This window comes from Salinithrix halophila, from assembly GCF_042650125.1.
GTDB lineage: Bacteria > Bacillota > Bacilli > Thermoactinomycetales > DSM-45169 > Salinithrix > Salinithrix halophila.
The window spans coordinates 163,306-183,137 of record NZ_JBHSAP010000015.1 but is presented as its reverse complement, the minus strand read 5'-3'; the positions used below and the strand labels follow the sequence as shown (position 1 = coordinate 183,137).

The 19,832-nt window shown below is 53.4% G+C and carries 24 protein-coding genes; 3 read left to right on the top strand and 21 right to left on the bottom strand.

Features of this window, described 5'->3' with window-relative positions; all coding sequences use genetic code 11:
* Window positions 1-20: 20 nt before the first annotated feature.
* From nuoH to ACFOUO_RS11035, 21 genes are all read right to left on the bottom strand, one after another.
* Window positions 21-986, bottom strand: a complete 966-nt coding sequence (gene nuoH / locus ACFOUO_RS11135; RefSeq protein ID WP_380705557.1) for an NADH-quinone oxidoreductase subunit NuoH — start codon at window positions 984-986, stop codon at window positions 21-23.
* Between the two features lie 61 nt (window positions 987-1,047).
* Entirely contained in the window at window positions 1,048-1,866 is an 819-nt protein-coding gene (locus ACFOUO_RS11130) for an NADH-quinone oxidoreductase subunit C (RefSeq protein ID WP_380705191.1), read from the bottom strand.
* A complete protein-coding gene (locus ACFOUO_RS11125) occupies window positions 1,863-2,381 on the bottom strand; it encodes a NuoB/complex I 20 kDa subunit family protein (protein WP_380705190.1) in 519 nt (172 codons plus the stop codon). Before ACFOUO_RS11125 ends, ACFOUO_RS11130 begins: the two co-directional genes overlap by 4 nt.
* Entirely contained in the window at window positions 2,372-2,746 is a 375-nt protein-coding gene (locus tag ACFOUO_RS11120) for an NADH-quinone oxidoreductase subunit A (RefSeq protein WP_380705189.1), read from the bottom strand. The genes ACFOUO_RS11125 and ACFOUO_RS11120 overlap by 10 nt, the downstream gene beginning before the upstream one ends.
* Window positions 2,747-3,172: 426 nt before the next feature.
* On the bottom strand, window positions 3,173-3,577 hold the full coding sequence (locus ACFOUO_RS11115; protein ID WP_380705188.1) for a F0F1 ATP synthase subunit epsilon: 405 nt from the start codon (window positions 3,575-3,577) through the stop codon (window positions 3,173-3,175).
* A gap of 27 nt (window positions 3,578-3,604) precedes the next feature.
* Window positions 3,605-5,014 (bottom strand): F0F1 ATP synthase subunit beta, encoded by a 1,410-nt coding sequence (gene atpD, locus ACFOUO_RS11110; RefSeq protein ID WP_380705187.1) that lies wholly within the window; start codon window positions 5,012-5,014, stop codon window positions 3,605-3,607.
* A 126-nt stretch (window positions 5,015-5,140) separates the two neighbouring features.
* On the bottom strand, window positions 5,141-6,010 hold the full coding sequence (gene atpG, locus ACFOUO_RS11105) for an ATP synthase F1 subunit gamma (RefSeq protein WP_380705186.1): 870 nt from the start codon (window positions 6,008-6,010) through the stop codon (window positions 5,141-5,143).
* 105 nt (window positions 6,011-6,115) lie between these two features.
* Window positions 6,116-7,630, bottom strand: a complete 1,515-nt coding sequence (gene atpA, locus ACFOUO_RS11100) for a F0F1 ATP synthase subunit alpha (RefSeq protein ID WP_380705185.1) — start codon at window positions 7,628-7,630, stop codon at window positions 6,116-6,118.
* A gap of 28 nt (window positions 7,631-7,658) precedes the next feature.
* The gene (locus tag ACFOUO_RS11095; protein ID WP_380705184.1) at window positions 7,659-8,204 is read right to left on the bottom strand and encodes a F0F1 ATP synthase subunit delta; all 546 of its coding nucleotides are present in this window, start codon (window positions 8,202-8,204) and stop codon (window positions 7,659-7,661) included.
* Window positions 8,201-8,689: a F0F1 ATP synthase subunit B gene (gene atpF / locus ACFOUO_RS11090; protein WP_380705183.1), complete on the bottom strand. Its 489-nt coding sequence runs from the start codon at window positions 8,687-8,689 to the stop codon at window positions 8,201-8,203. The genes ACFOUO_RS11095 and atpF overlap by 4 nt, the downstream gene beginning before the upstream one ends.
* A 90-nt stretch (window positions 8,690-8,779) precedes the next feature.
* Window positions 8,780-9,004, bottom strand: coding sequence for a F0F1 ATP synthase subunit C (gene atpE, locus ACFOUO_RS11085; RefSeq protein WP_380705182.1), 225 nt, complete (start codon window positions 9,002-9,004; stop codon window positions 8,780-8,782).
* A gap of 33 nt (window positions 9,005-9,037) precedes the next feature.
* Window positions 9,038-9,784, bottom strand: coding sequence for a F0F1 ATP synthase subunit A (atpB, locus tag ACFOUO_RS11080; protein WP_380705181.1), 747 nt, complete (start codon window positions 9,782-9,784; stop codon window positions 9,038-9,040).
* A 3-nt stretch (window positions 9,785-9,787) separates the two neighbouring features.
* Window positions 9,788-10,189: an ATP synthase subunit I gene (locus tag ACFOUO_RS11075; RefSeq protein WP_380705180.1), complete on the bottom strand. Its 402-nt coding sequence runs from the start codon at window positions 10,187-10,189 to the stop codon at window positions 9,788-9,790.
* 67 nt (window positions 10,190-10,256) lie between these two features.
* Window positions 10,257-10,472: an AtpZ/AtpI family protein gene (locus ACFOUO_RS11070; RefSeq protein ID WP_380705179.1), complete on the bottom strand. Its 216-nt coding sequence runs from the start codon at window positions 10,470-10,472 to the stop codon at window positions 10,257-10,259.
* Between the two features lie 374 nt (window positions 10,473-10,846).
* On the bottom strand, window positions 10,847-11,476 hold the full coding sequence (upp, locus tag ACFOUO_RS11065; RefSeq protein WP_380705178.1) for a uracil phosphoribosyltransferase: 630 nt from the start codon (window positions 11,474-11,476) through the stop codon (window positions 10,847-10,849).
* Window positions 11,477-11,639: 163 nt separating this feature from the next.
* Window positions 11,640-12,887: a serine hydroxymethyltransferase gene (locus ACFOUO_RS11060; protein WP_380705177.1), complete on the bottom strand. Its 1,248-nt coding sequence runs from the start codon at window positions 12,885-12,887 to the stop codon at window positions 11,640-11,642.
* Between the two features lie 193 nt (window positions 12,888-13,080).
* The gene (locus ACFOUO_RS11055; protein ID WP_380705176.1) at window positions 13,081-13,641 is read right to left on the bottom strand and encodes a TIGR01440 family protein; all 561 of its coding nucleotides are present in this window, start codon (window positions 13,639-13,641) and stop codon (window positions 13,081-13,083) included.
* Window positions 13,638-14,087, bottom strand: a complete 450-nt coding sequence (gene rpiB, locus ACFOUO_RS11050; RefSeq protein WP_380705174.1) for a ribose 5-phosphate isomerase B — start codon at window positions 14,085-14,087, stop codon at window positions 13,638-13,640. Before rpiB ends, ACFOUO_RS11055 begins: the two co-directional genes overlap by 4 nt.
* 75 nt (window positions 14,088-14,162) lie before the next feature.
* The gene (locus ACFOUO_RS11045; protein WP_380705172.1) at window positions 14,163-14,801 is read right to left on the bottom strand and encodes a low molecular weight protein arginine phosphatase; all 639 of its coding nucleotides are present in this window, start codon (window positions 14,799-14,801) and stop codon (window positions 14,163-14,165) included.
* A 155-nt stretch (window positions 14,802-14,956) separates the two neighbouring features.
* Entirely contained in the window at window positions 14,957-15,682 is a 726-nt protein-coding gene (locus tag ACFOUO_RS11040) for a ZIP family metal transporter (protein WP_380705170.1), read from the bottom strand.
* A gap of 10 nt (window positions 15,683-15,692) precedes the next feature.
* Window positions 15,693-16,256, bottom strand: a complete 564-nt coding sequence (locus ACFOUO_RS11035; RefSeq protein ID WP_380705168.1) for a manganese efflux pump MntP — start codon at window positions 16,254-16,256, stop codon at window positions 15,693-15,695.
* Between the two features lie 281 nt (window positions 16,257-16,537).
* Here ACFOUO_RS11035 and ACFOUO_RS11030 point away from each other — a divergent pair, with 281 nt between their 5' ends.
* The 3 genes from ACFOUO_RS11030 to ACFOUO_RS11020 all read left to right on the top strand — a co-directional run bounded on the left by ACFOUO_RS11030 (window position 16,538) and on the right by ACFOUO_RS11020 (window position 19,040).
* Entirely contained in the window at window positions 16,538-17,032 is a 495-nt protein-coding gene (locus ACFOUO_RS11030; RefSeq protein WP_380705166.1) for a GNAT family N-acetyltransferase, read from the top strand.
* A 565-nt stretch (window positions 17,033-17,597) separates the two neighbouring features.
* Window positions 17,598-18,353 (top strand): 2OG-Fe dioxygenase family protein, encoded by a 756-nt coding sequence (locus ACFOUO_RS11025; protein ID WP_380705164.1) that lies wholly within the window; start codon window positions 17,598-17,600, stop codon window positions 18,351-18,353.
* Between the two features lie 69 nt (window positions 18,354-18,422).
* Window positions 18,423-19,040 carry a LysE family translocator gene (locus ACFOUO_RS11020; protein ID WP_380705162.1) on the top strand — a complete coding sequence of 206 codons (618 nt, stop codon included), beginning with the start codon at window positions 18,423-18,425 and terminating at the stop codon, window positions 19,038-19,040.
* Window positions 19,041-19,832 lie beyond the last annotated feature (792 nt).

The window sequence follows — 19,832 nt, the reverse complement described above, 5'->3', positions numbered from 1 at the left end:
GGTATCCCTCCTTGGCGGGCTCAGTAGAAATTTCCGATCCCCGGTACTTCTTTTAGCACCGCGGACAGGAAGATGTTAGCGAGGGCGAGGGGCAGAAGCACTTTCCACCCCAGTTGCATCAATTGGTCGATCCGAATCCTCGGAAGTGTTGCCCGAATCCAAAATAGCGAAAAAACAATCACGAAAAACTTAAGAAGAAACCAGAGTATCGGGGGGATGACATCGAGGCCGAAGACCGGGTTCCACCCGCCGAGAAAGAGAACGGTCGTCAATCCTGCCATAGCGAACACATACACATACTCCGCCAACATGAAAAAGGCGAATCGGAAGCCGGTGTATTCGACATGGTAACCGGACACCAGTTCCGATTCCGCTTCAGGCAGATCAAAGGGAGTCCGGTTTAATTCCGCAAGGGAAGCCACGAAAAAAACGGCGAAACCGATGATCTGGGGCAAAATGTACCAGACATCTTGCTGAGCTTCGACGATCTTCACCAAGTTGATCGAGCCGGCACTCATGATCACGCCAACGACCGCCATCACCAGCGGGATTTCGTAACTGATCATCTGAGCTGCGGAACGCATCGCCCCGAGGAGTGCGTATTTGTTATTGGAAGCCCACCCTCCGGCTAGGACACCGATGGTGGTGATGCTGGAAACAGCGATGTAGTAGAGAAGCCCCACACCAAGATCGGCAAAGACAAGTTTGGGAGTAAAAGGGATCACCGCCAGGACGGCGAAAGCAGGGACGAAGGCGATCACCGGGGCGATCTTGAACAGGGAACGATCGGCTTTAGCGGGAATAATGTCTTCCTTCAGCAACAGCTTTAACACGTCGGCCACGGTCTGTAGCATCCCCCAAGGGCCAACCCGGTTGGGGCCGTGACGCCCCTGCATCCAACCGATCACTTTCCGCTCAAACAAGATGGACATCGTCACGAAACCGAGTACAACCAGCAGGAGAACCACCGGCCCGAGTATAGTCATGGCTTGCAAGGTGGCATCCACCTCCCCGTGAAATGAGATAAAATCGGAATGCCGGGCCCCGTCAGATGTCCCCATCGTAGGCTTGGTAATCTTTGCGCAAGGGGTGTCCCACCCAGTCATCAGGCATGAGGATTCTCTTCAGATTGGGGTGTTCAGTAAACCGGATTCCCAACAAGTCGTAAACCTCCCGCTCATTCCAGTCCGCTGCCTGCCACACCTGCGTCACCGAAGGGACGATGGATGCTTCTCGATCGGTTTTCACTCGGACACAGAGGGAATGACGATGCTCTAGGGAATAAAGATGAACGACGACTTCCATGTGGGTTTCGTAATCCACCCCTGATAAATTTTGCAGAAAGTCGAAGGCGAAGCTTTCATCCTCTTTGATGAAACGGGCCACCTCCAGCCATCGGGCCGCAGGGATTACTAGGGTGGGCAAATGCCCATTGAGCCGGTTGATAAAGGAATCCTCCACCGCTTTTTCGCCCACCCCTTGTTTCAACTTGGCGACAAAGGCATCCAGAAGCGGTTGTTTGGGGGAGGGCTCCAACGGCTCCTCTGGCTTTTTTCCGCTGGGACGCTTACGGGCACTTCCCACCTTGGGCTTGGCTGCTGCGGCTGCTTTCGCCGCAGCGGCGGTTTTTGTCTTTAGATCTTTCTCGGAGCCGGCGACCTTTCCTTCGGATTCCCCGTTCATTTCTCTGCTGGGTTCATTTTCCGTGCCCCTCTTTTCGGCAGCGGCCCCAGAGGAAGGGGATTCCTGAGTTTGCTTTCTGGTTTCAGAAGCATCCCCGCGGGACTGTTCCCCCGTTTCCGGTGGGTTCTCCCCTGCCGAAGAATCGGCTTTTTTCTCCGCTTTTCCGTTGTCTCTCTCTGTCACCGCTGGGTCACCCTCTTCCCCGTTCTCGCTTCATAGCGGATTTTTTCCTGCAGCTTATTGATCCCGTAGATGAGCGCCGCCGGGTTAGGCGGGCAGCCGGGAATGTAGACGTCGACCGGAACGATCTGATCCACCCCTTTAATCACCGCATAAGATTTGACGTAAGGCCCCCCCGCTGTGGCACAGGATCCCATCGCGATCACCCATTTGGGCTCCGGCATCTGATCGTACAGCCGGCGTAAAAGCGGTCCCATCTTTTTCGTAACCGTCCCGGCGACAATCATGACATCCGACTGACGAGGGGAGGCCCGAAAAAAGGAACCGAACCGATCCAAATCATAGTGAGCCGCCCCAGTTCCCATCATCTCAATCGCACAGCACGCCAATCCGAATGTCATCGGCCACAGGGAATTGCTGCGAGCCCATGCTTTCACCTGATCCAGGGTCGTGGTCAGAACGTTGCGCTTTAGCTCCTCTTCCGTGTCCGGTGTGAGGCCCTCCAACTTTATGTCCATTCCAACACCTTCTTTTTCCAGGCGTAAATCAAACCGATGAGTAAAAACAGGACAAAGATCAGCATCTCCACCAGGATAAACAAGCCCATCTCAGCCCGTAATGTATCGTAAGCAACCGCCCAAGGATAGAGAAAAACCGTCTCTACATCAAAGATCACAAATAACAGGGCGAATAAATAATACCGGACATTGAACTGGACCCAACTGTCACCGGTAGGGTCCACTCCGCTTTCATAACTGATCGTCTTGGCCGGTGACGGCCTGTGAGGACGCAACAGACGGCCTGCCGTCAATGCCGCAGCGGGAAGCGCCAGACCCAGGATAATGAAGATCACTACGGTCATATAACTTTCGGTGTACTCCATCGATGTCCCTCCATCCCTCATCATGGAAAAGCTTCCTCAGAATGAAGCATAAAACTGCCGGAGCCTAGTACCGCAATTTTATTGCTATTTCTTCCATTGCGATTATACCAAACCTTTCCTGGCGTCACCACCATCCATGCTCAGCTCTGAACCTGGAACGCATCAAGCCCTTCCCTTCCGCACTTCCTACAAAGTGAGCGCCCGTTCGGAAAACCGTTCTCCAGGAATCCCCCCTATGACAGCGCTTTCAATAAGCGCCGTCCCTGAGAAAACCAGGGGGACTTTTCCCCATTGTATCACAGTCCGGTCCTACATCCCACGGCGATCCACCCTACGTCCAAAGTTGTAACACGAGCGTGCAATCCCCCATTGAAAAAGGCAACCCCAGTAGGGGTTGCCTTTTCATTACAACAAGTAAGTCAAGCCTCAACGGGCTTTGCCGACACGGATGCGAACCATCGCCCGTTGCAGGGAAAGCTGTGCCCGTTTAAAGTCAAGGTCTTCCTGCTTCTTATCAGCCAGACGATTTTCGGCTCGTTCCTTGGCTGCAATAGCGCGGTTGACGTCGATTTCCCCCGGCAGTTCCGCCGATTCGGCGAGGAGGGTCACCTTGTTATCATGCACTTCGATAAACCCGCCGCTGATCGCAATCAGCTGCTCCTCACCGTCTTTTTTCACTTTGACCGCCGTCACCTGAAGCGGGCTGATAAAGGGGCTGTGGTGGGGCAAAATCCCGATATCTCCTTCGGCAGCCCTGGCAACGACCATGTCCACCTGTTCGGAGTATACCTTCCGCTCCGGGGTGACGATGTCCAATTGCATGGTACTCATGGACAGCCTCTCCTTTCAACCCGCGGATTACGCGAGCTGTTTCGCCTTTTCCACGGCTTCTTCGATGCTTCCCACCATGTAGAAGGCGTCTTCCGGAAGGTTGTCGTGCTTACCGTCCAGGATTTCTTTGAAGCTGCGGACGGTATCCTTAACCGGAACGTACTTCCCGGGCTGGCCGGTGAATTGCTCGGCCACGTTCATCGGCTGGGAAAGGAATTTCTCGATCCGACGGGCCCGGGCGACGGTTTGCTTGTCTTCCTCGGACAATTCGTCCATCCCCAAGATGGCGATGATATCCTGCAATTCTTTATACCGCTGCAGGATTTCCTGCACACCCCGAGCTACATCGTAGTGCTCCTGGCCGACGACCGAAGGAGCAAGAATCCGGGAGGTGGAGGCGAGGGGATCCACAGCGGGGAAAATGGCCTTGGCCGCCAGGGAGCGCTCCAGGTTGGTGGTGGCATCCAAGTGGGCGAAGGTGGTCGCCGGTGCCGGGTCGGTATAGTCGTCAGCCGGCACATAGATAGCCTGGATCGAGGTCACGGAACCCTTCTTGGTCGAGGTAATCCGCTCTTGCAGCTGACCCATTTCCGTGGCGAGCGTCGGCTGATAACCCACGGCGGAAGGCATCCGGCCCAACAGGGCGGACACTTCAGACCCCGCCTGGGTAAAGCGGAAGATGTTGTCGACGAAGAACAGCACGTCCTGTCCTTCCTCATCGCGGAAGTATTCAGCCATGGTAAGACCGGTCAACGCGACCCGCATCCGGGCACCCGGCGGCTCGTTCATCTGGCCGAAGACCATCGTGGTCTTCTCGATCACGCCGGAATCACTCATTTCGTGATAGAGGTCGTTCCCTTCCCGGGTACGCTCCCCTACACCGGCAAATACGGATAGACCGCCGTGCTCTTGAGCGATGTTGTGGATCAGTTCCTGAATCAGAACGGTCTTACCCACACCGGCACCGCCAAAAAGGCCAATCTTTCCGCCCTTGGCGTAGGGTGCCAAGAGATCGACAACCTTAATCCCCGTTTCCAGGATCTCTTCCTGGGTAGAGAGGTTCTCATAAGCGGGGGCAGGCCGATGAATGGAATAATGGTCGTTGGAAACCACTTCATTCTTCTCGTCAATCGGCTCACCTAAGACATTAAATACCCGACCGAGGGTGGGGCGGCCAACGGGGATTGTAATTGCTTTCCCCGTATCCACCGCTTCCATCCCACGGACCAGACCGTCGGTAGAAGACATGGCAATACAGCGCACCATGTTATCCCCCAGATGGAGGGCGGCTTCCACGGTCAGGTCGATGTCCTGCTCGTTGCTGGTCTTGGCTTTATTTTGAATCTTGATCGCGTTGTTGATTTCAGGCAGATGGCCGCGTTCGAACTGAATGTCGACGACGGGGCCCATCACCTGGCTGACGCGTCCAGTGCTCATCCGTTTCCCTCCTTAGAAGCCCGTTAGCGGCTTTGCCGCTGACGGAATCTTGTCCTGTTGTACGAACTCTGATCCGATATCCGAAGCGAGAGAGGGAAGACCCTCTCCTTTCCGCCCCGTATCCGTTTAGCTGAGGGCGTTGGCCCCGCCGACGATCTCTGCCAGCTCCTGAGTGATCGCGGCCTGACGCGCCCGGTTGTACTTCAGCGTCAACTTGCCGATCAGCTCACCGGCGTTGTCCGTGGCGCTGCTCATCGCCGTCATCCGAGAGCCGAATTCACTTGCTTTGGATTCCAGTAGGGCACTATAGACCAGGGTCTCCGCGTAACGCGGCAGGATGGCCTCCAGCACCTCTTCCGCGGAAGGCTCATATTCATAAAGCGCCTTTTGTCCGTCCTTCTCTTCCCCTTCCACTTCGGCCAAGGGAAGAAGCCGTTTTTCCACAGGGCGCTGGGTCACCGGATTGATGAATTCGTTATAGACCAGGTTGAGTTCGTCGAACTCCCCGTCGGCAAACATCTTGACAGCCCGTTGGGCGATCGGCTTGATGTCTGCGTACTCCGGTGAATCGGGGATTCCCGTGATCTCCTCGATAATCGGGTGTTCACGCCGTTTCAGGAAGTCACGCCCTTTGCGGCCGATGACGAATATGGCATACTCGTCGCGGCTCCCGTGCCGGTTTCCGATGGTTTGTAGGAGATTCCGTAACAGGTTCGCATTGAACCCACCGGCCAGTCCCCGGTCCGACGTGATCACGAGGTAACCCGTCTTTTTCACTGGGCGGGAAATTAGCATCGGATGCTTGATCCCCTGGGTACCGGTGGCGACGGAAGCGATCACCTCTCGCATCTTATCCGTATAGGGTCGGGAAGCCTGAGCCTGCTCCTGGGCTTTGCGGAGATTGGCAGCGGCGACCATCTCCATCGCCTTGGTAATCTGTTTCATGTTCTGGAAGGAACGGATACGCCGCTTGATATCCCGCATGTTTTCTGCCATGGCTATTCACCGCCTTTCCTCCGTCGATGGTTAACTGCGGCCGCCCCGGAAAGGGCGTCGACCGACAGTCATGCCGACGCATGATCGATGCTAGGGAAAATCGTTTTACTCAGACGGGGCGAAGCCCTTTTTGAAGTCCGCGATCGCACTCTTGATACCGGATTCGATCTCTTCGGTCAGGGCTTTCTCTTCACGGAGCTTCTTCAAGAGGTCGGACCGCTCGGCATCGACGAAGGAATGGAACTCACTTTCGAAGCGGAGGATGTCCGCCACCGGAATGTCATCCAGGTAACCGCGGGTAGCTGCATAGATGGAAAGAATCTGCTTTTCCACAGGCAGCGGCGCGCTTTCATCCTGCTTCAGAATCTCTACCAGCCGCTCACCCCGGGACAACTTGGCTTGGGTCGCTTTATCCAGATCGGAACCGAACTGGGCAAAAGCTTGCAGATCGCGGTACTGAGCCAGTTCCCCTTTCAGAGGACCGGCCACTTTTTTCATGGCCTTAATCTGGGCATCCCCACCCACCCGGGAGACGGAGGTTCCGACGTTGACCGCCGGACGCACCCCGGAGTGGAACAGGTCGGTCTCTAGGAAGATCTGACCGTCGGTGATGGAGATCACGTTGGTCGGAATATAGGCGGCAATGTCACCCGCCTGGGTTTCAATGAAGGGAAGCGCCGTCAGGGAGCCACCGCCCTTTTCGTCGGACAGCTTAGCAGCCCGTTCCAAGAGGCGGGAATGAAGATAGAAGACATCCCCAGGGAAAGCTTCACGACCCGGCGGGCGGCGCAGCAGGAGGGAGAGCTCCCGGTATGCGGCGGCCTGCTTGGACAGGTCGTCATAGACCACCAGCACGTGCTTTCCTTGATACATGAAGTGCTCACCCATCGAGCAGCCCGTATAAGGAGCCAGGTAGAGGAGCGGAGACGGCTCAGAGGCGCTGGCAGATACAACGATGGTGTAGTCCATGGCGCCCGCTTTCCGCAGTTTTTCCACAACACCCACCACGGTGGACTGCTTCTGGCCGATAGCAACGTAGATACAAATCATATCCTGGTCTTTCTGGTTGATGATCGTATCGACTGCTACGGTCGTTTTCCCCGTTTGACGGTCGCCGATGATCAATTCCCGCTGACCGCGGCCGATGGGGATAATGGCGTCAATCGCCTTGATTCCGGTCTGGAGAGGTTCATGGACGGATTTCCGATCCATGACACCCGGAGCACGGGTTTCGATGGGACGGTATTCAGCGGTTTCGATAGGGCCTTTGCCGTCCAACGGCTGGCCGAGAGGGTTGACGACGCGGCCCAGGAGGGCGTCTCCAACGGGTACTTCCATAATACGACCGGTCCGTTTTACCTGGTCTCCTTCTCGAATATCTGTGAAGGGACCGAGGATCACGATCCCGACGTGGTCTTCCTCCAGGTTTTGGGCCATCCCCATGACGCCGTTATGGAACTCGAGGAGCTCCCCGGCCATCACGTTCGTCAAGCCGTGGACACGGGCAATCCCGTCCCCGACCTGGATAACGGTGCCGACATCGACGACTTCGATGTCTCCTTGATATTGCTCAATCTGCTGTCTGATCAGCGAGCTGATCTCTTCAGGCTTGATGCTCATGATTTCACCCCTATCCTTCCGATCCGAGTCACCCTACACGGGAGTTTTTGAGCTGTTTTTGGAAACGCTCCAACTTGCCGGCGAGGCTGCCGTCATACAACCGGTCGCCGATCTTGACGATCACGCCGCCCAGGAGGTCGGAATCGACACGGTTCTTTACCACCAGGGTCTTCCCGATCCGCTTCTGGAATACAGCGATCAATTCTTTTTCTTCTTTGTCGGTCAAGGGACGGGCGGTGACCACTTCCGCGTCAGCGATGCCTCGGGATTCGTTAGCGAGGAGTTTATACTCCTCACCGATCCCTTCGATGGCCCCTTCCCGTCGCCGGTCAATCAGCACCAGAAGAAGGTTTTTCGTCAACTCCGACACGTTTTCGAGCAGTTTGGAGAAGAAGGCTTTCTTCTGTTCCGGTGTCACCGATGGGTGGGCCATCCAAGCCCGTGCTTCCGGCACTTGGCGCAGAGCCTCCGCCACTGCTTCCCATTCCTTTTCGACCAAATCCAGCTGCCCTTTATCCCGGGCTGCTTCAAACAAGGCTCTGGCATACCGTTTCGCTACAATGGACTGGCTCATTGCAGTTCGCCTACCCGGTCGAGGTAACGGTCCACCAGCTTAGCCTGTTCCTTTTCATCCAGCTCTTTCTCCATGACTTTGGAGGCGAGGAGGACGGTAAGGCGACCCACTTCGTCCCGCAATTCCGCCAGGGCTTTTTCTTTCTCCATGGCGATCTCGGAGGTAGCTTCCTTGATCATCCGCTCGGCGCGTTCCTGGGCGCCTTTGATGATTTCTTCCGCTTCCCGTTCTTTCTGGGATTTGGTCCGTTCCAGGATCTCTTTGGCTTCCCCACGGGCCGCTTCCAAAGCTTCCCGCTGTTCGGCCACCAGCTTTTCTGCCTGCTCGCGGTTCTTTTCCGCGGAGGAGATCTGTTCGTCGATATAATCCTGACGCTTCTTCAACACTCCCAGCATCGGCCGGAGAGCAAATTTAGATACCAACAGCATCAGGGCGATAAAGGCGACCGCCTGAAAAATCATGGTCCCCCAATTTAGTTGCAGCACACCGAGTCACTCCCTTCAATCCCTATTGCGATACGTCTACAGTAAGCAAGGCGGGAATCGATATCCCCGCCGTTGAACCCTAGTTTCCGCTTAGATGATGCCGAACAGAACCAGGATGCCGAAGGCCACAGAGATGATCGGCAGCGCCTCGACCAGACCGATCCCGATAAACATCTGGCCGAAGAGGGTTCCCCGAGCTTCCGGTTGACGTGTGATGCCTTCCAGGTATTTGGAGATGACGAGGGAGTTACCGATACCACCGGCGATGGCGGCGAAAGCGATCAGAATGGCACCTGCGAGTACGGACATTTCCATTGTATAAATTCCTCCTTGGAATCAATCGTTGATTTAATGGTCTTGCACAGTCTTCTGCGCGATGTATACGGACGCCAACACAGTGAAGACGTAGGCCTGGATCGTGCCGACGAAGAGCGAGTAGCCCAGCCATACCACAAGGGGAGCTCCGGTCATCAGCGGCCCGCCGTAGGTGAGCATGATGGTGATCAGCACTTCCCCCGCGAAGATGTTGGCCCAGAGACGCATGGCGTGTGTCGTCGGTTTGGCGATCTCGTCGATGATGTGGATCAGAGCCATGGGGGCGAAGGGCTGAAAGTAGTGAGAGATATACCCTTTGGCGTTCTTCCGGATTCCCATGAAGTGGGCGAAGAGTGCGATCCCAACTGCCATGACAACGGTTACGTTGAGGTCAGCGGTGGGCGACTTCAACCAGGCAATGCCATGGGAGTCTTTCAAGGCTTCCGCGGTCACCCCCAGCCCTGGAATTGGATGGTGCACTTCCGTGGTCACCATCAGCATCACCCCGAGCTGGTTGGCGATAAAGATGAAGAGAAAGAGTGTCAAGGTGAAGCCCAGATACTTCTCCGCCGTCTTCTGATCGAAGCTGATATTGAGGATCCCGCGGACGAAATCCAGGATCATCTCCACCAGATTCTGCAACCCGCCGGGCCGCATCTGGACGTTCCGGGTGGCAAGGATGGTAAGGAGCAGGACGAGGATGCTGGTAACGACCGTGCCGATCATCACGGAGACATCGAAGGTGAGGCCCAAAAAATCTACTCTAGGCGCAATTTCCATCGGTCATTTTTCCCCCCTTTCCGTCGGATGCGACTTTTTTCTCACATCCCAGAATTCAATGAGCAAAACGGCGGCCAGGCCGGAAGGAAGACCGAGAAGCACCGCGCGGAAGTCGATCCATTGTGGATAAGCCGCCGCGAACAGCAAGGGTGCTGCCGCCATCAGAAAACGGTTGATCATCCCGGAGCCGGGACGCTTGTGGGATTCTCCGAATGCATGGGCCTCCAGGGCCGTCAGCTTCCGGGCAACATTGAGAATATTGTATAGGCTAACCAATCCGCCGAGGAAAAGCCCGGCAAAAAAGGTTTTCTGCGGTGTCAAAAGCCACAGGAGAAGTAGGCTGGTGAGGAAGACCCCCATGAGGGTCACGACTGGGCGGCGCTGGCGCCACTCTGTTGGTTTCATGAAGCATTCACCCTTTGGTCGGGGAGGGTTGGGGAGCTGCCGCTTCCAGGAGGGAACCGTTACCCGCTTAATCCATAAACGTGCGAACGGTCAAAGCAGCACTGACAAAACCGAGGGCCAACCCGACCAGCACACAGACAGCCAGCATGATTGGTTTGGTTCCCCATTGGGCATCCAGGGCGCGGCCCGCCCACGCACCGAACAATGTAAAAGCCACGACTTCCAGACCGAGTGTTCCGACAAGTCCCATCATCCGCAGCGGATTATCGGAGTTCTTCTTCACGAAAAATCCCCCCAAATTAGGCAATCCGGCGAATAGCAACGGGGAATGAAACCGGCTGAAATTCATGGAACAATTGGCGCAAAACGGCTTTACACCCTGTTTTTTTAATCCTTATCTAATCTTCCCCGTCTATACTACCGAAGCCCGATATTGCTTGTCAACGCATACGAAAAAGCGGATGTGAACAGTTATTCACAATTTTAAAGGGCGGGTGAACAGTTGGTTCCGGATCTCTATGGATGAGTTGAACACCGGCTCAATATTCCGAAAACGAAAGAGACCGAGGGGGAACAAATTAACCTTGGTACAGAATACGTTCTCTATTCCCCCGTTTTCTCCATGTCTGTGAACGACCGGTGACGAACCGGACCCGGTTACCGGGTGCCGAAGAGACGGTCCCCTGCATCCCCCAGTCCGGGGATGATGTAGCCTTTGTCATTCAGCTTCTCGTCGACAGCAGCGACATAGATGTCTACATCAGGATGATCCTTTTGTACCCGTTCAATCCCTTCCGGAGCGGCGATCAGACACATCATGCGAATACTCCGCGCTCCCATCTCTTTGATCATCCGAATCGCTTCCGAAGCGGAGCTTCCAGTTGCCAGCATCGGGTCGATGACAATCAACTCCCGCTCTCCGATATCCGAAGGCATCTTTGAATAGTATTGAACCGCTTCCAGGGTGTCCGGATCCCGGTAGAGGCCGATATGGCCCACTTTAGCGGCGGGAATCAGGCGCAGGATCCCGTCCACCATGCCGAGACCGGCTCGCAGGATGGGGACGAGCCCCAGCTTTTTCCCAGAAAGGATTTTGCAGCTGGCCTCGGTAACCGGCGTTTCTACCGACACGTCTTGTAGCGGCATATCCCGGGTGATCTCATAAGCCATCAGAGCGGCCACTTCATCCACCAGTTCGCGGAATTCTTTGGTCCCAGTATGCTTGTCCCGGATATACGTCAGTTTATGTTGAATCAGCGGATGATCAAAAACGTATACGTTCCCCATGATTTCGTCACACTCCCTTCAAGTTCCCTGTACATTGTAATGTTCTTTTTATCCCCTGTCTATGTATCGATCTATCCTCCGCAACACAAAAAAGACACCCCCGTGAGGGGTGTCCCTGGCTGGAGTAATGACGCCCGGCAACGCAGACGCCCTTCAGCCACATTCAGATTTCCATATCCGCGTACAACGGAAACTTGCCCGTGAGGGAGGCAACACGTTGGCGGGCTTCCTGCTGGGATTGGTCGTCTTCCGGATTCTTCAGCACCTGGGCCATGATATCGGCAATTTCCTCCATCGCCTCGCCATCCATATGACGAGAAGTGACGGCGGCGGTGCCGATCCGCAGGCCGCTAGTGACAAAGGGGCTTTCCGGGTCGAAGGGAATCGCGTTTTTGTTGCCGGTGATCCCCGCTTCATCGAGGAGATGTTCCGCTTTCTTACCCGTAAGACCCAGATTACGGACATCGATTAGGACGAGATGGTTGTCCGTACCGCCGGAGATGAGATTGAAGCCGCGTTCGGTAAGGGATTCCGCCAACTTCTTGGCGTTTTTCACAACCTGTTCGGAGTAGCTTTTGAAGTTATCGCCGAGGGCTTCCTTCAAGGCGACGGCTTTAGCGGCGATCACATGCATAAGGGGGCCGCCTTGAATTCCAGGGAAGATCGACTTATCAATCTGCTTGGCATACGGTTCTTTACAGAGAATCATGCCGCCCCGGGGACCGCGCAGGGTCTTATGCGTGGTGGTAGTGACGAAATCCGCATAGGGCACAGGGTTGGGGTGGTGACCCGTCGCTACCAGTCCGGCGATATGAGCCATATCCACCATCAACGGACAGCCCGCTTCATCGGCGATCTCTTTCAGCTTAGCGAAGTCAATGGTGCGCGGATAGGCACTGGCACCGGCCACCAGAAGCTTCGGCTTGTGCTCCAGAGCCAATTTACGAACCTCTTCATAGTCGATGCGATGAGTCTTTTCATCCACCCCGTAAGCGACAAAGTTATACAGGTTGCCGGAGAAGTTGACCGGACTTCCGTGGGTGAGGTGACCGCCATGGGCCAGGTTCATTCCCAAAACTGTATCCCCCGGATTCAACACAGAGAAATAAACGGCCATGTTGGCCTGGGCACCGGAGTGGGGCTGCACATTGGCATGTTCGGCGCCAAAGAGTTTCTTGGCGCGATCACGTGCCAGATCCTCCACGATGTCTACATACTCACAGCCCCCGTAATAGCGTTTGCCGGGATACCCTTCCGCATATTTGTTGGTCAACACGGTACCGAGCGCTTCCAGCACCCCACGGCTGACGAAGTTTTCCGACGCGATAAGTTCAATTTTCCCCTGTTGCCGACCCAGTTCCTGACTGATCGCCGATGCGACTTCCGGATCAAACTGCCGTACGTGTTCCAACGAATGATTCCTCCTCTTTTACCTCTTTGCAATATACCCCATTGTAACAGATTGAAGCCCCTTATCCCATGGGAATTCGGGGAAAAGAAAGGCTCCGCTCCCCGAGTTCCGCCTGCTTATAAAGCCCGAACGAATAAGAAGATTTTCTTTCTATCATTCGCTTTCTTCCGAATTACCCACACGGGATGGACAGTTAATCCGGCTTGTCCCCCTCCAGCACATAGACAGCCCGTGCCCCGCCGATCAGTTTTGGGCGCGTTTTCGCCATGGTGACGAAAGCCTCTCCCACCTGCTTCTGTGTCGGTCGGACAGGAACGGCGACAGGTTTCAGGTGCATACCGATCAGCGTGCTACCAATATCGATCCCAGCATCGGCCTGGACCGACTCCACCAGGACCGCCTCGGGCAGGCGACGAAAAACAGAAGAAGCCATCGCCCCGCCCGCTCTGGGAACGGGAATCGCGTTTACCTCCGTCAGGCCGAAAGCCTCCACCGTCATCCGTTTAACAACCAGAGCCCGATTTAGATGCTCACAACATTGGAAGGCGAGGTGATAGCTATGCCGGGACTGGACAGCTAGAGCCCCTTCCAGAACAGCGGCAGCTGCCTCATCACTCCCGAAAGTACCGATTCGCCTTCCGACAATTTCACTGGTACTCACTCCCATGACCAGTAAGTGCCGAGAGGTGAGGGGCATGGCCTCCAGCAGTTCTTCCGTCACGCCCACGACCTGGTCCCGGATCTCCCGGTTCACGTGTCTTCCCTTCTCTCCAGTGCCTCGATTTTATCCACCCGTTGTCGATGGCGACCACCGGCAAATTCCGTTTCCAGCCAGGCACGCAGGATCTTTGCAGCCAACCCCGGCCCCACTACCCGTTCTCCCAGGGCGAGGATGTTGGCATTGTTGTGCTCCCGGCTCATCTGGGCGGAAAATTCATCGCTCACGACAGCGCAACGGACCCCTTTCACTTTGTTAGCAGCGATGGACATGCCGATCCCTGTCCCGCACACCAGTACGCCCCGGTCAAATTCGCCCTTTGCTACACGTTCCGCCACAGGCAAAGCGTAATCAGGATAATCGACCGAGTCGACACAATCACATCCGACATCTTCTACCTCTGCCCCGTATTCTTCCAATATGGGCTTTAAGGCTTTCTTCAGCTGAAGCCCGCCATGATCCGAACCGATCACCACACGCATTGAAATGAAACCCCCTCGCGTCCTTTTCGCCAAGTATAACGCTTCTCCCACCCCAGGTAAAAGGGGCTTTTCCTTTTATCTTCCGGTCTTTTCGACCCATTTCCCCACGATGCGGCGAAGAGCTTCCTCCATCTCCCCGGCACATCGCCGGTACTCCGCTTCATCCCCTCCGAAAGGATCCATCACGTCACCAAATGCCTGTTTTTCGACTTCTTGCCGCAAGGAACGGTATTCCATCTCAAGCCGGTCCATTTCCGCCTTCAAAGGCTTTCTCCCCTCCTCATCCCTTTCTTTTTCGGTCTTCTTCAAGATCGCCCGATTCATCTCCAATTCCGCACCCATCCGGTCCAGCTCTGCCAACCGTTCCCCCAGTTCCTCCTGGGCCAGCCCTTTCAGGGTATAGGCTTTGTCGACAGCTTCGGGAAAAGCCCTCGCCAGGCTGTACTGATGGGCGGCAGTCATCGTAATAATCACGTCTGCCCACTCCACCAGCTCTTTGGTGACCTGTTGGGAGCGGTGACTGCTGTGATCAATCTCCCGGTCCCGCATCACCCGTACAGCATGGTCCGACGCTGATACTCCTGGCAGGGCAGATACACCGGCAGAGCGAACCTCCACACCCAGGCCGGCCTCCTGGGCGATTTTTCGAAACATGGCCTCCGCCATCGGACTGCGGCAGGTATTTCCGGTACAAACAAATAAGACCCTTTTCATTTCCCCCACCTCTGAAAAAACCTCCTCCAGCAAACTCAGACTATGGCCATAGTCACTACGCACAATGGTTTATCCAAATGATACCGCTATTTGGCAAAAAGTAAACGGCCTTTCAGCCGTAAGGGAAAGGAAGAGGATATTCGGAAAATTTACCCTTACCCATGAAATAGGTGAATTCCCCAAGCGAGTACTCCCCCTAAGACCAGCCCGATCCATGCCGATCTTCGTTGAATTTCCAGCGCTCGGGGCATGACTTCCATCGTTACCACCCAAATCATGGTGGTCGACGCGAAGAAAAGACCCGCGGCCACTGCGTCCGGGGAGTGCAGCAGGAAGCGGAGGCCGAACCATGTTCCGAAAGGAAGGGCCCCGCCAGCTAAGAGACTGATCCCTAACACGGAGATGACGGATCGTCCGGAAGCCAACAGAGGGGCCGCCATTCCTACTCCCTCGGGGATATTGTGAATAGCCATCGCCATCGCGAGGGTAAGGCCCAGCTCCCTCTCCGTCCCGTATCCAATTCCGATCGCCATCCCCTCCGGGACATTGTGGGCAATGATCGCCACCGCCAAGTACCATCCCAACCGGCCAAAGCGGGCAGCATCCGTATCCGGGGAGTCAGCGCGTTCCAGCAGGTAGTGGATACTCAGCATCACCAACAGGGCTGCCGCCATCCCCAGCCCCACGTGGACAAATGAGGCACGCACTCGGACAGCGGTCGGGAGCAGATCGAATAGAGCGACAAGGAGCATCACCGTCGCCGATAGGCTGAGTGCAGCGGCTATTAAACGGTTGGAAAGGCGGGGGAAAAACAGCACTGCTGCCACCCCGAGAAAGGAAGACAGACCGGAGAGGGCACTTAACCACAGGGCTTCCTTCATCGCAGATCCCTCACATCAGAAAGCGGAGGCCAAGGAAAAACAAAATCACTCCGCCAACCGCTTCCCCGTAGTCACCGATCCATCCACCCACGGATTGCCCAAGAAAAAAACCCGCCCCTGCCATCAAGCCCCCCGCTAACCCAAACAGGACCACCGTCAACCATACATCCGCCTCGAATAAACCCAGAGAGAGACCCGCTGATAAAGAATCCAGACTGACGCTGACCGAAAAAAGGAGGACCCCCAACGTCCTCCCCGTGTCGAAGATGGTGGCCTCCCGACTGTCGCGAAAGGCCTGCCATACCATGTTGATTCCCAGAAAGCAGAGGAGCCCCCCTCCCACCATGACGGCTATGTTCTCCACAAAGGTTCCCAGATAACGGCCGATCATGATCCCGGTTAGAGGCATCAATATATGAAACAGGCCGATAGTACCACTGATGGTGACGATCTGTCGGTGTAAAACCCCCTTCATCCCCATGCCGATCCCGAGAGAGAAAGCATCCATCCCCAAGGCAATCGCTACCATCGACAGGGTAAAAAGCTGCCCCCACTGAGGCAAGGAGAGTTCCATGAGTCACGCCTCCCCATCCGAGCTTGTCTTTGACAAGATATGCTGGGGGTTGGCCAAAAAGAACGGAGGTTATGGGGAGGACTCTCATTTCTAGGACTAAGAGGGAGTATCCTTTTCCGGAGCAGCGTATATACTACCATACCTTTTTAACGTGAAACGCTCCCGTGGGATTCGGGAGCGTTTTTTTGTGTATTCCGTTTAACATAATCCGATGATACAATAATTTTCCAACATCAATTTATCTAATTATTATAAATCATGGGCTCAAAGGAGGTGGTAGTATGCAGATTCGTCCAGTTAGGGAAAGTGATTTATCGGAGATACAGAAGGTAGCACGGAAAGCTTGGCTTCACACCTATCGTGGAATCTTGCCGAAGGAATCCATTTTAAAATTCATATCACATGCGTATTCCTTAGACAATTTGAGAAAAGCTTGGAAGAAAGATTGCAACAAGCCACAACGTCAGTTTTATGTTGCTACAGAAAACAACCGCATTGTCGGTTATGGGGAGATGGTAGAAAGGGAGCCTGGTAAGTATGAATTAACGCGCATTTACATTCTTCCAGAGTTTCAAGGACGCGGGATAGGTAAACGCCTTTTGAATCAATTGATGGAGACCGCTGATCCTCTCCAATGTATGTTTGCCTGGGTAGAAAAGGAGAACATCAGCGGACGTTCCTTTTATCAATCGATGGATTTTCACGCGGAAGAGGAGGTGGAGGATAACTTTTTTGGTACGGTGACGAAATTGTTAAAATACGTTCGGAATTGGTAAGAAAAATAGGCGTGGAAAAAAATCAATAAGACAGCCCGTCTTCTAGGGGTCACAGGACCGAAAAAAACTGTACCGATTTGTCCTTGGCCTTGGTTCCGGTGTGCAAGTGGGTGAAGTGACGGTTGAACCGGGTTCAGCCGTCCACCTCCACCAATAGATCGGTCAGCCTGATCCGGGGCAAAAGGTCATAGGCTCGCCGGGGCAAATTCTCCACCCCGTAAGGGACAACCTTTTTCAAAGGGAAATCCGTAGTTCCCCATTGGTTAGGGTGACGTCCGGCAACTGATCTTTCCGGATCAACTCACTGACCTTCAGCGCTTCCTCCTCTATCTTTCGGGACCGTTCCTCCAAATAAACGGCATCGTGCAGAGATTCGGAAGTTCTTTGGATTTCGTAAACATACAGCAGAAGACCTTCAGGTGATTTCCCAGTGGCTAGCAGATAAAGTGTTTGAATTAAAACCGGCTTCTTGGGGATAAATCATTTAATACTGCTTGCTATATACTATATATTTTGTTATTGTTATTTTGTCCTAAACATCATGAATCGAGAGGGGAAGTTTTTGATGAACAATTTTAGCAAAGTGGAAAACGAAAAGGGATTAAATATAGACGACTTATGTAAACGTGTCATGCGCAATGATTACCATTTTATACCATCCAGTGTTTTCAAAGATTTTTTACATAGAGAGTATGCCTATGACACTGATGATTTTATTAATTTTAAGAACAGTTGGGATAATTTAAAAAGGGACGATTACATGGCAGACGGCGGATCCTATCGTTTTCGACGTCACGCTACGCTAAGCGCTCTCCCGTCTGGCAAAACTTTCCACGAAGAACCACATCAACCTCATTACCAGAGTATATCTTACAACAACCTAAATGGTGGCATTGCAAGACACTATGAACCTGTTGAAACTCAAGTCATGCAAGGAAAGACAATGACCAGCATATTATCCTTCTGTTGCAATATCTTTGGACGTCTTTATCCCTATGCACATTGGCATATCGAGGTTCATCAATTTCGGATTGTGGCCGATAAAGCTAAAGAGGGTAAACCAACACCTGAAGGTATTCACAATGATGGTGTCAGTTTTGTTATGATGATGATGGTTAACCGCGAAAATATCACAAATGGTAATACAACCATTTATGATAACGAAAAACAACATTTGGATGAATTTACACTTACTGATTCTTTTGATGCAGCAATTGTTAATGACGATCACGTTATGCACGGGGTAACACCGATTGTTCCACTTGATCCTGACCAGCCAGCTTTTAGAGATGTGCTGGTTGTGACATTCCGTAAAAAATGAGACTGGATACAAACTTCGTAGTGACCACTTTATGCCTGTAATCATCAAAAATGTTTGGAGACGTATAACATGGGGGAGCTTTTTGCTGTTGCTTTGATTACAACCCTGGCTACGATCAGTCCAGGACCAGATTTTGCGATCGTCACACGAAATAGCTATCTGTATGGCAGGCATTCTGGAGTATTGGTTGCTATAGGGATCGCACTGGGTGTCCAGTTGCATGTTTTTTACACCATCTTCGGAATCGGACTGATTATTTCACAGTCTGTCACACTGTTTACATTGATTAAACTGATAGGGGCAATATACCTCGTCTATATCGGCTGGAAGACCTTTTTTAACAAAGCGCAGCTAACCATCGATCTGCAGGGTGACCAATCTATCTCCCCATTTTCCTCCTTGAAAACGGGATTTTTGACAAACGCGCTGAATCCAAAAACCACCTTATTTGTGGTCAGCACCTATACACAAGTCGTTCATCCCGATACACTGTTCGTCACTCAATTTGCATACGGACTATTGATGTCGGGTGCGCATCTCATATGGTTCGGATTGGTTGCCCTGTTTTTTTCCCAGGAACGCTTCCGTGCTAAACTGATACGACATCAGCCTATCATCGACAAACTGATCGGAGCCGTTTTAATGGGTCTAGGTATCGGCCTTTCATTTGCAAATATTCCCCGCTAAACAAAAAATGACTTGAGGACTTATCCCTGACAAATAGGGGTCACCGACCGAAGAAAGAAAATTGTACGCTAAGACAATATCTCCGTAACAAAAACCCGGCTCCCTGTACACTAAGGGGGCCGGGATGCTTTTTGAGGAGAGAATCACAAGTTAAGCTTGATGAACACGTCATCCATATCGTCCTTGGTAATTCCGATGTATCGATTAGCAAATAAATCACTCTACTGACTCAGGAAAATACCCCTCGATCACACCTTGAGAAGTCTCTTGATTCTTCGCATGATATACCTTGCATATACCTCAACACCAGTGACTAGGGTTGTTGGACCTCCTGATTACAGATTTGACAAGCCCCGAAGCAGGGGCGCCAAGCTGGATTCCCGAAGGGCACCACTCCCCTTTGCAAGCTATATGAAAGTCGCTGAAAAACTGTTAAACTGTAACCAAAAATAAGAAAAGATGTGGTTCTTTGAAGGTGGTCAAGTATGGATTCGTCGTGCTATTGTCCCTGTTTGTTCTATACACCTTCTATTCCGCTTTCTTTCTTGGTGACCAGGATCTGCGGTTCATCACAACGGGATCGACGATTATTCTAATCATCACCTTGTTGTATCCAGCAATAAAAAAAACTCGAAGGAAAAGCATAGTGGCCACAAAGCGGTTGGAACCTCCGGATACTCCGCTGGGTGGTCGGTCCAACAGGCGCTTCGCCGGAAACCGGCCACCCTTTGGGGTGGGAAAGGACTTTGTCATTAACCTCGCTCGATCATTAACGATCGAGCTTTTTTGCTT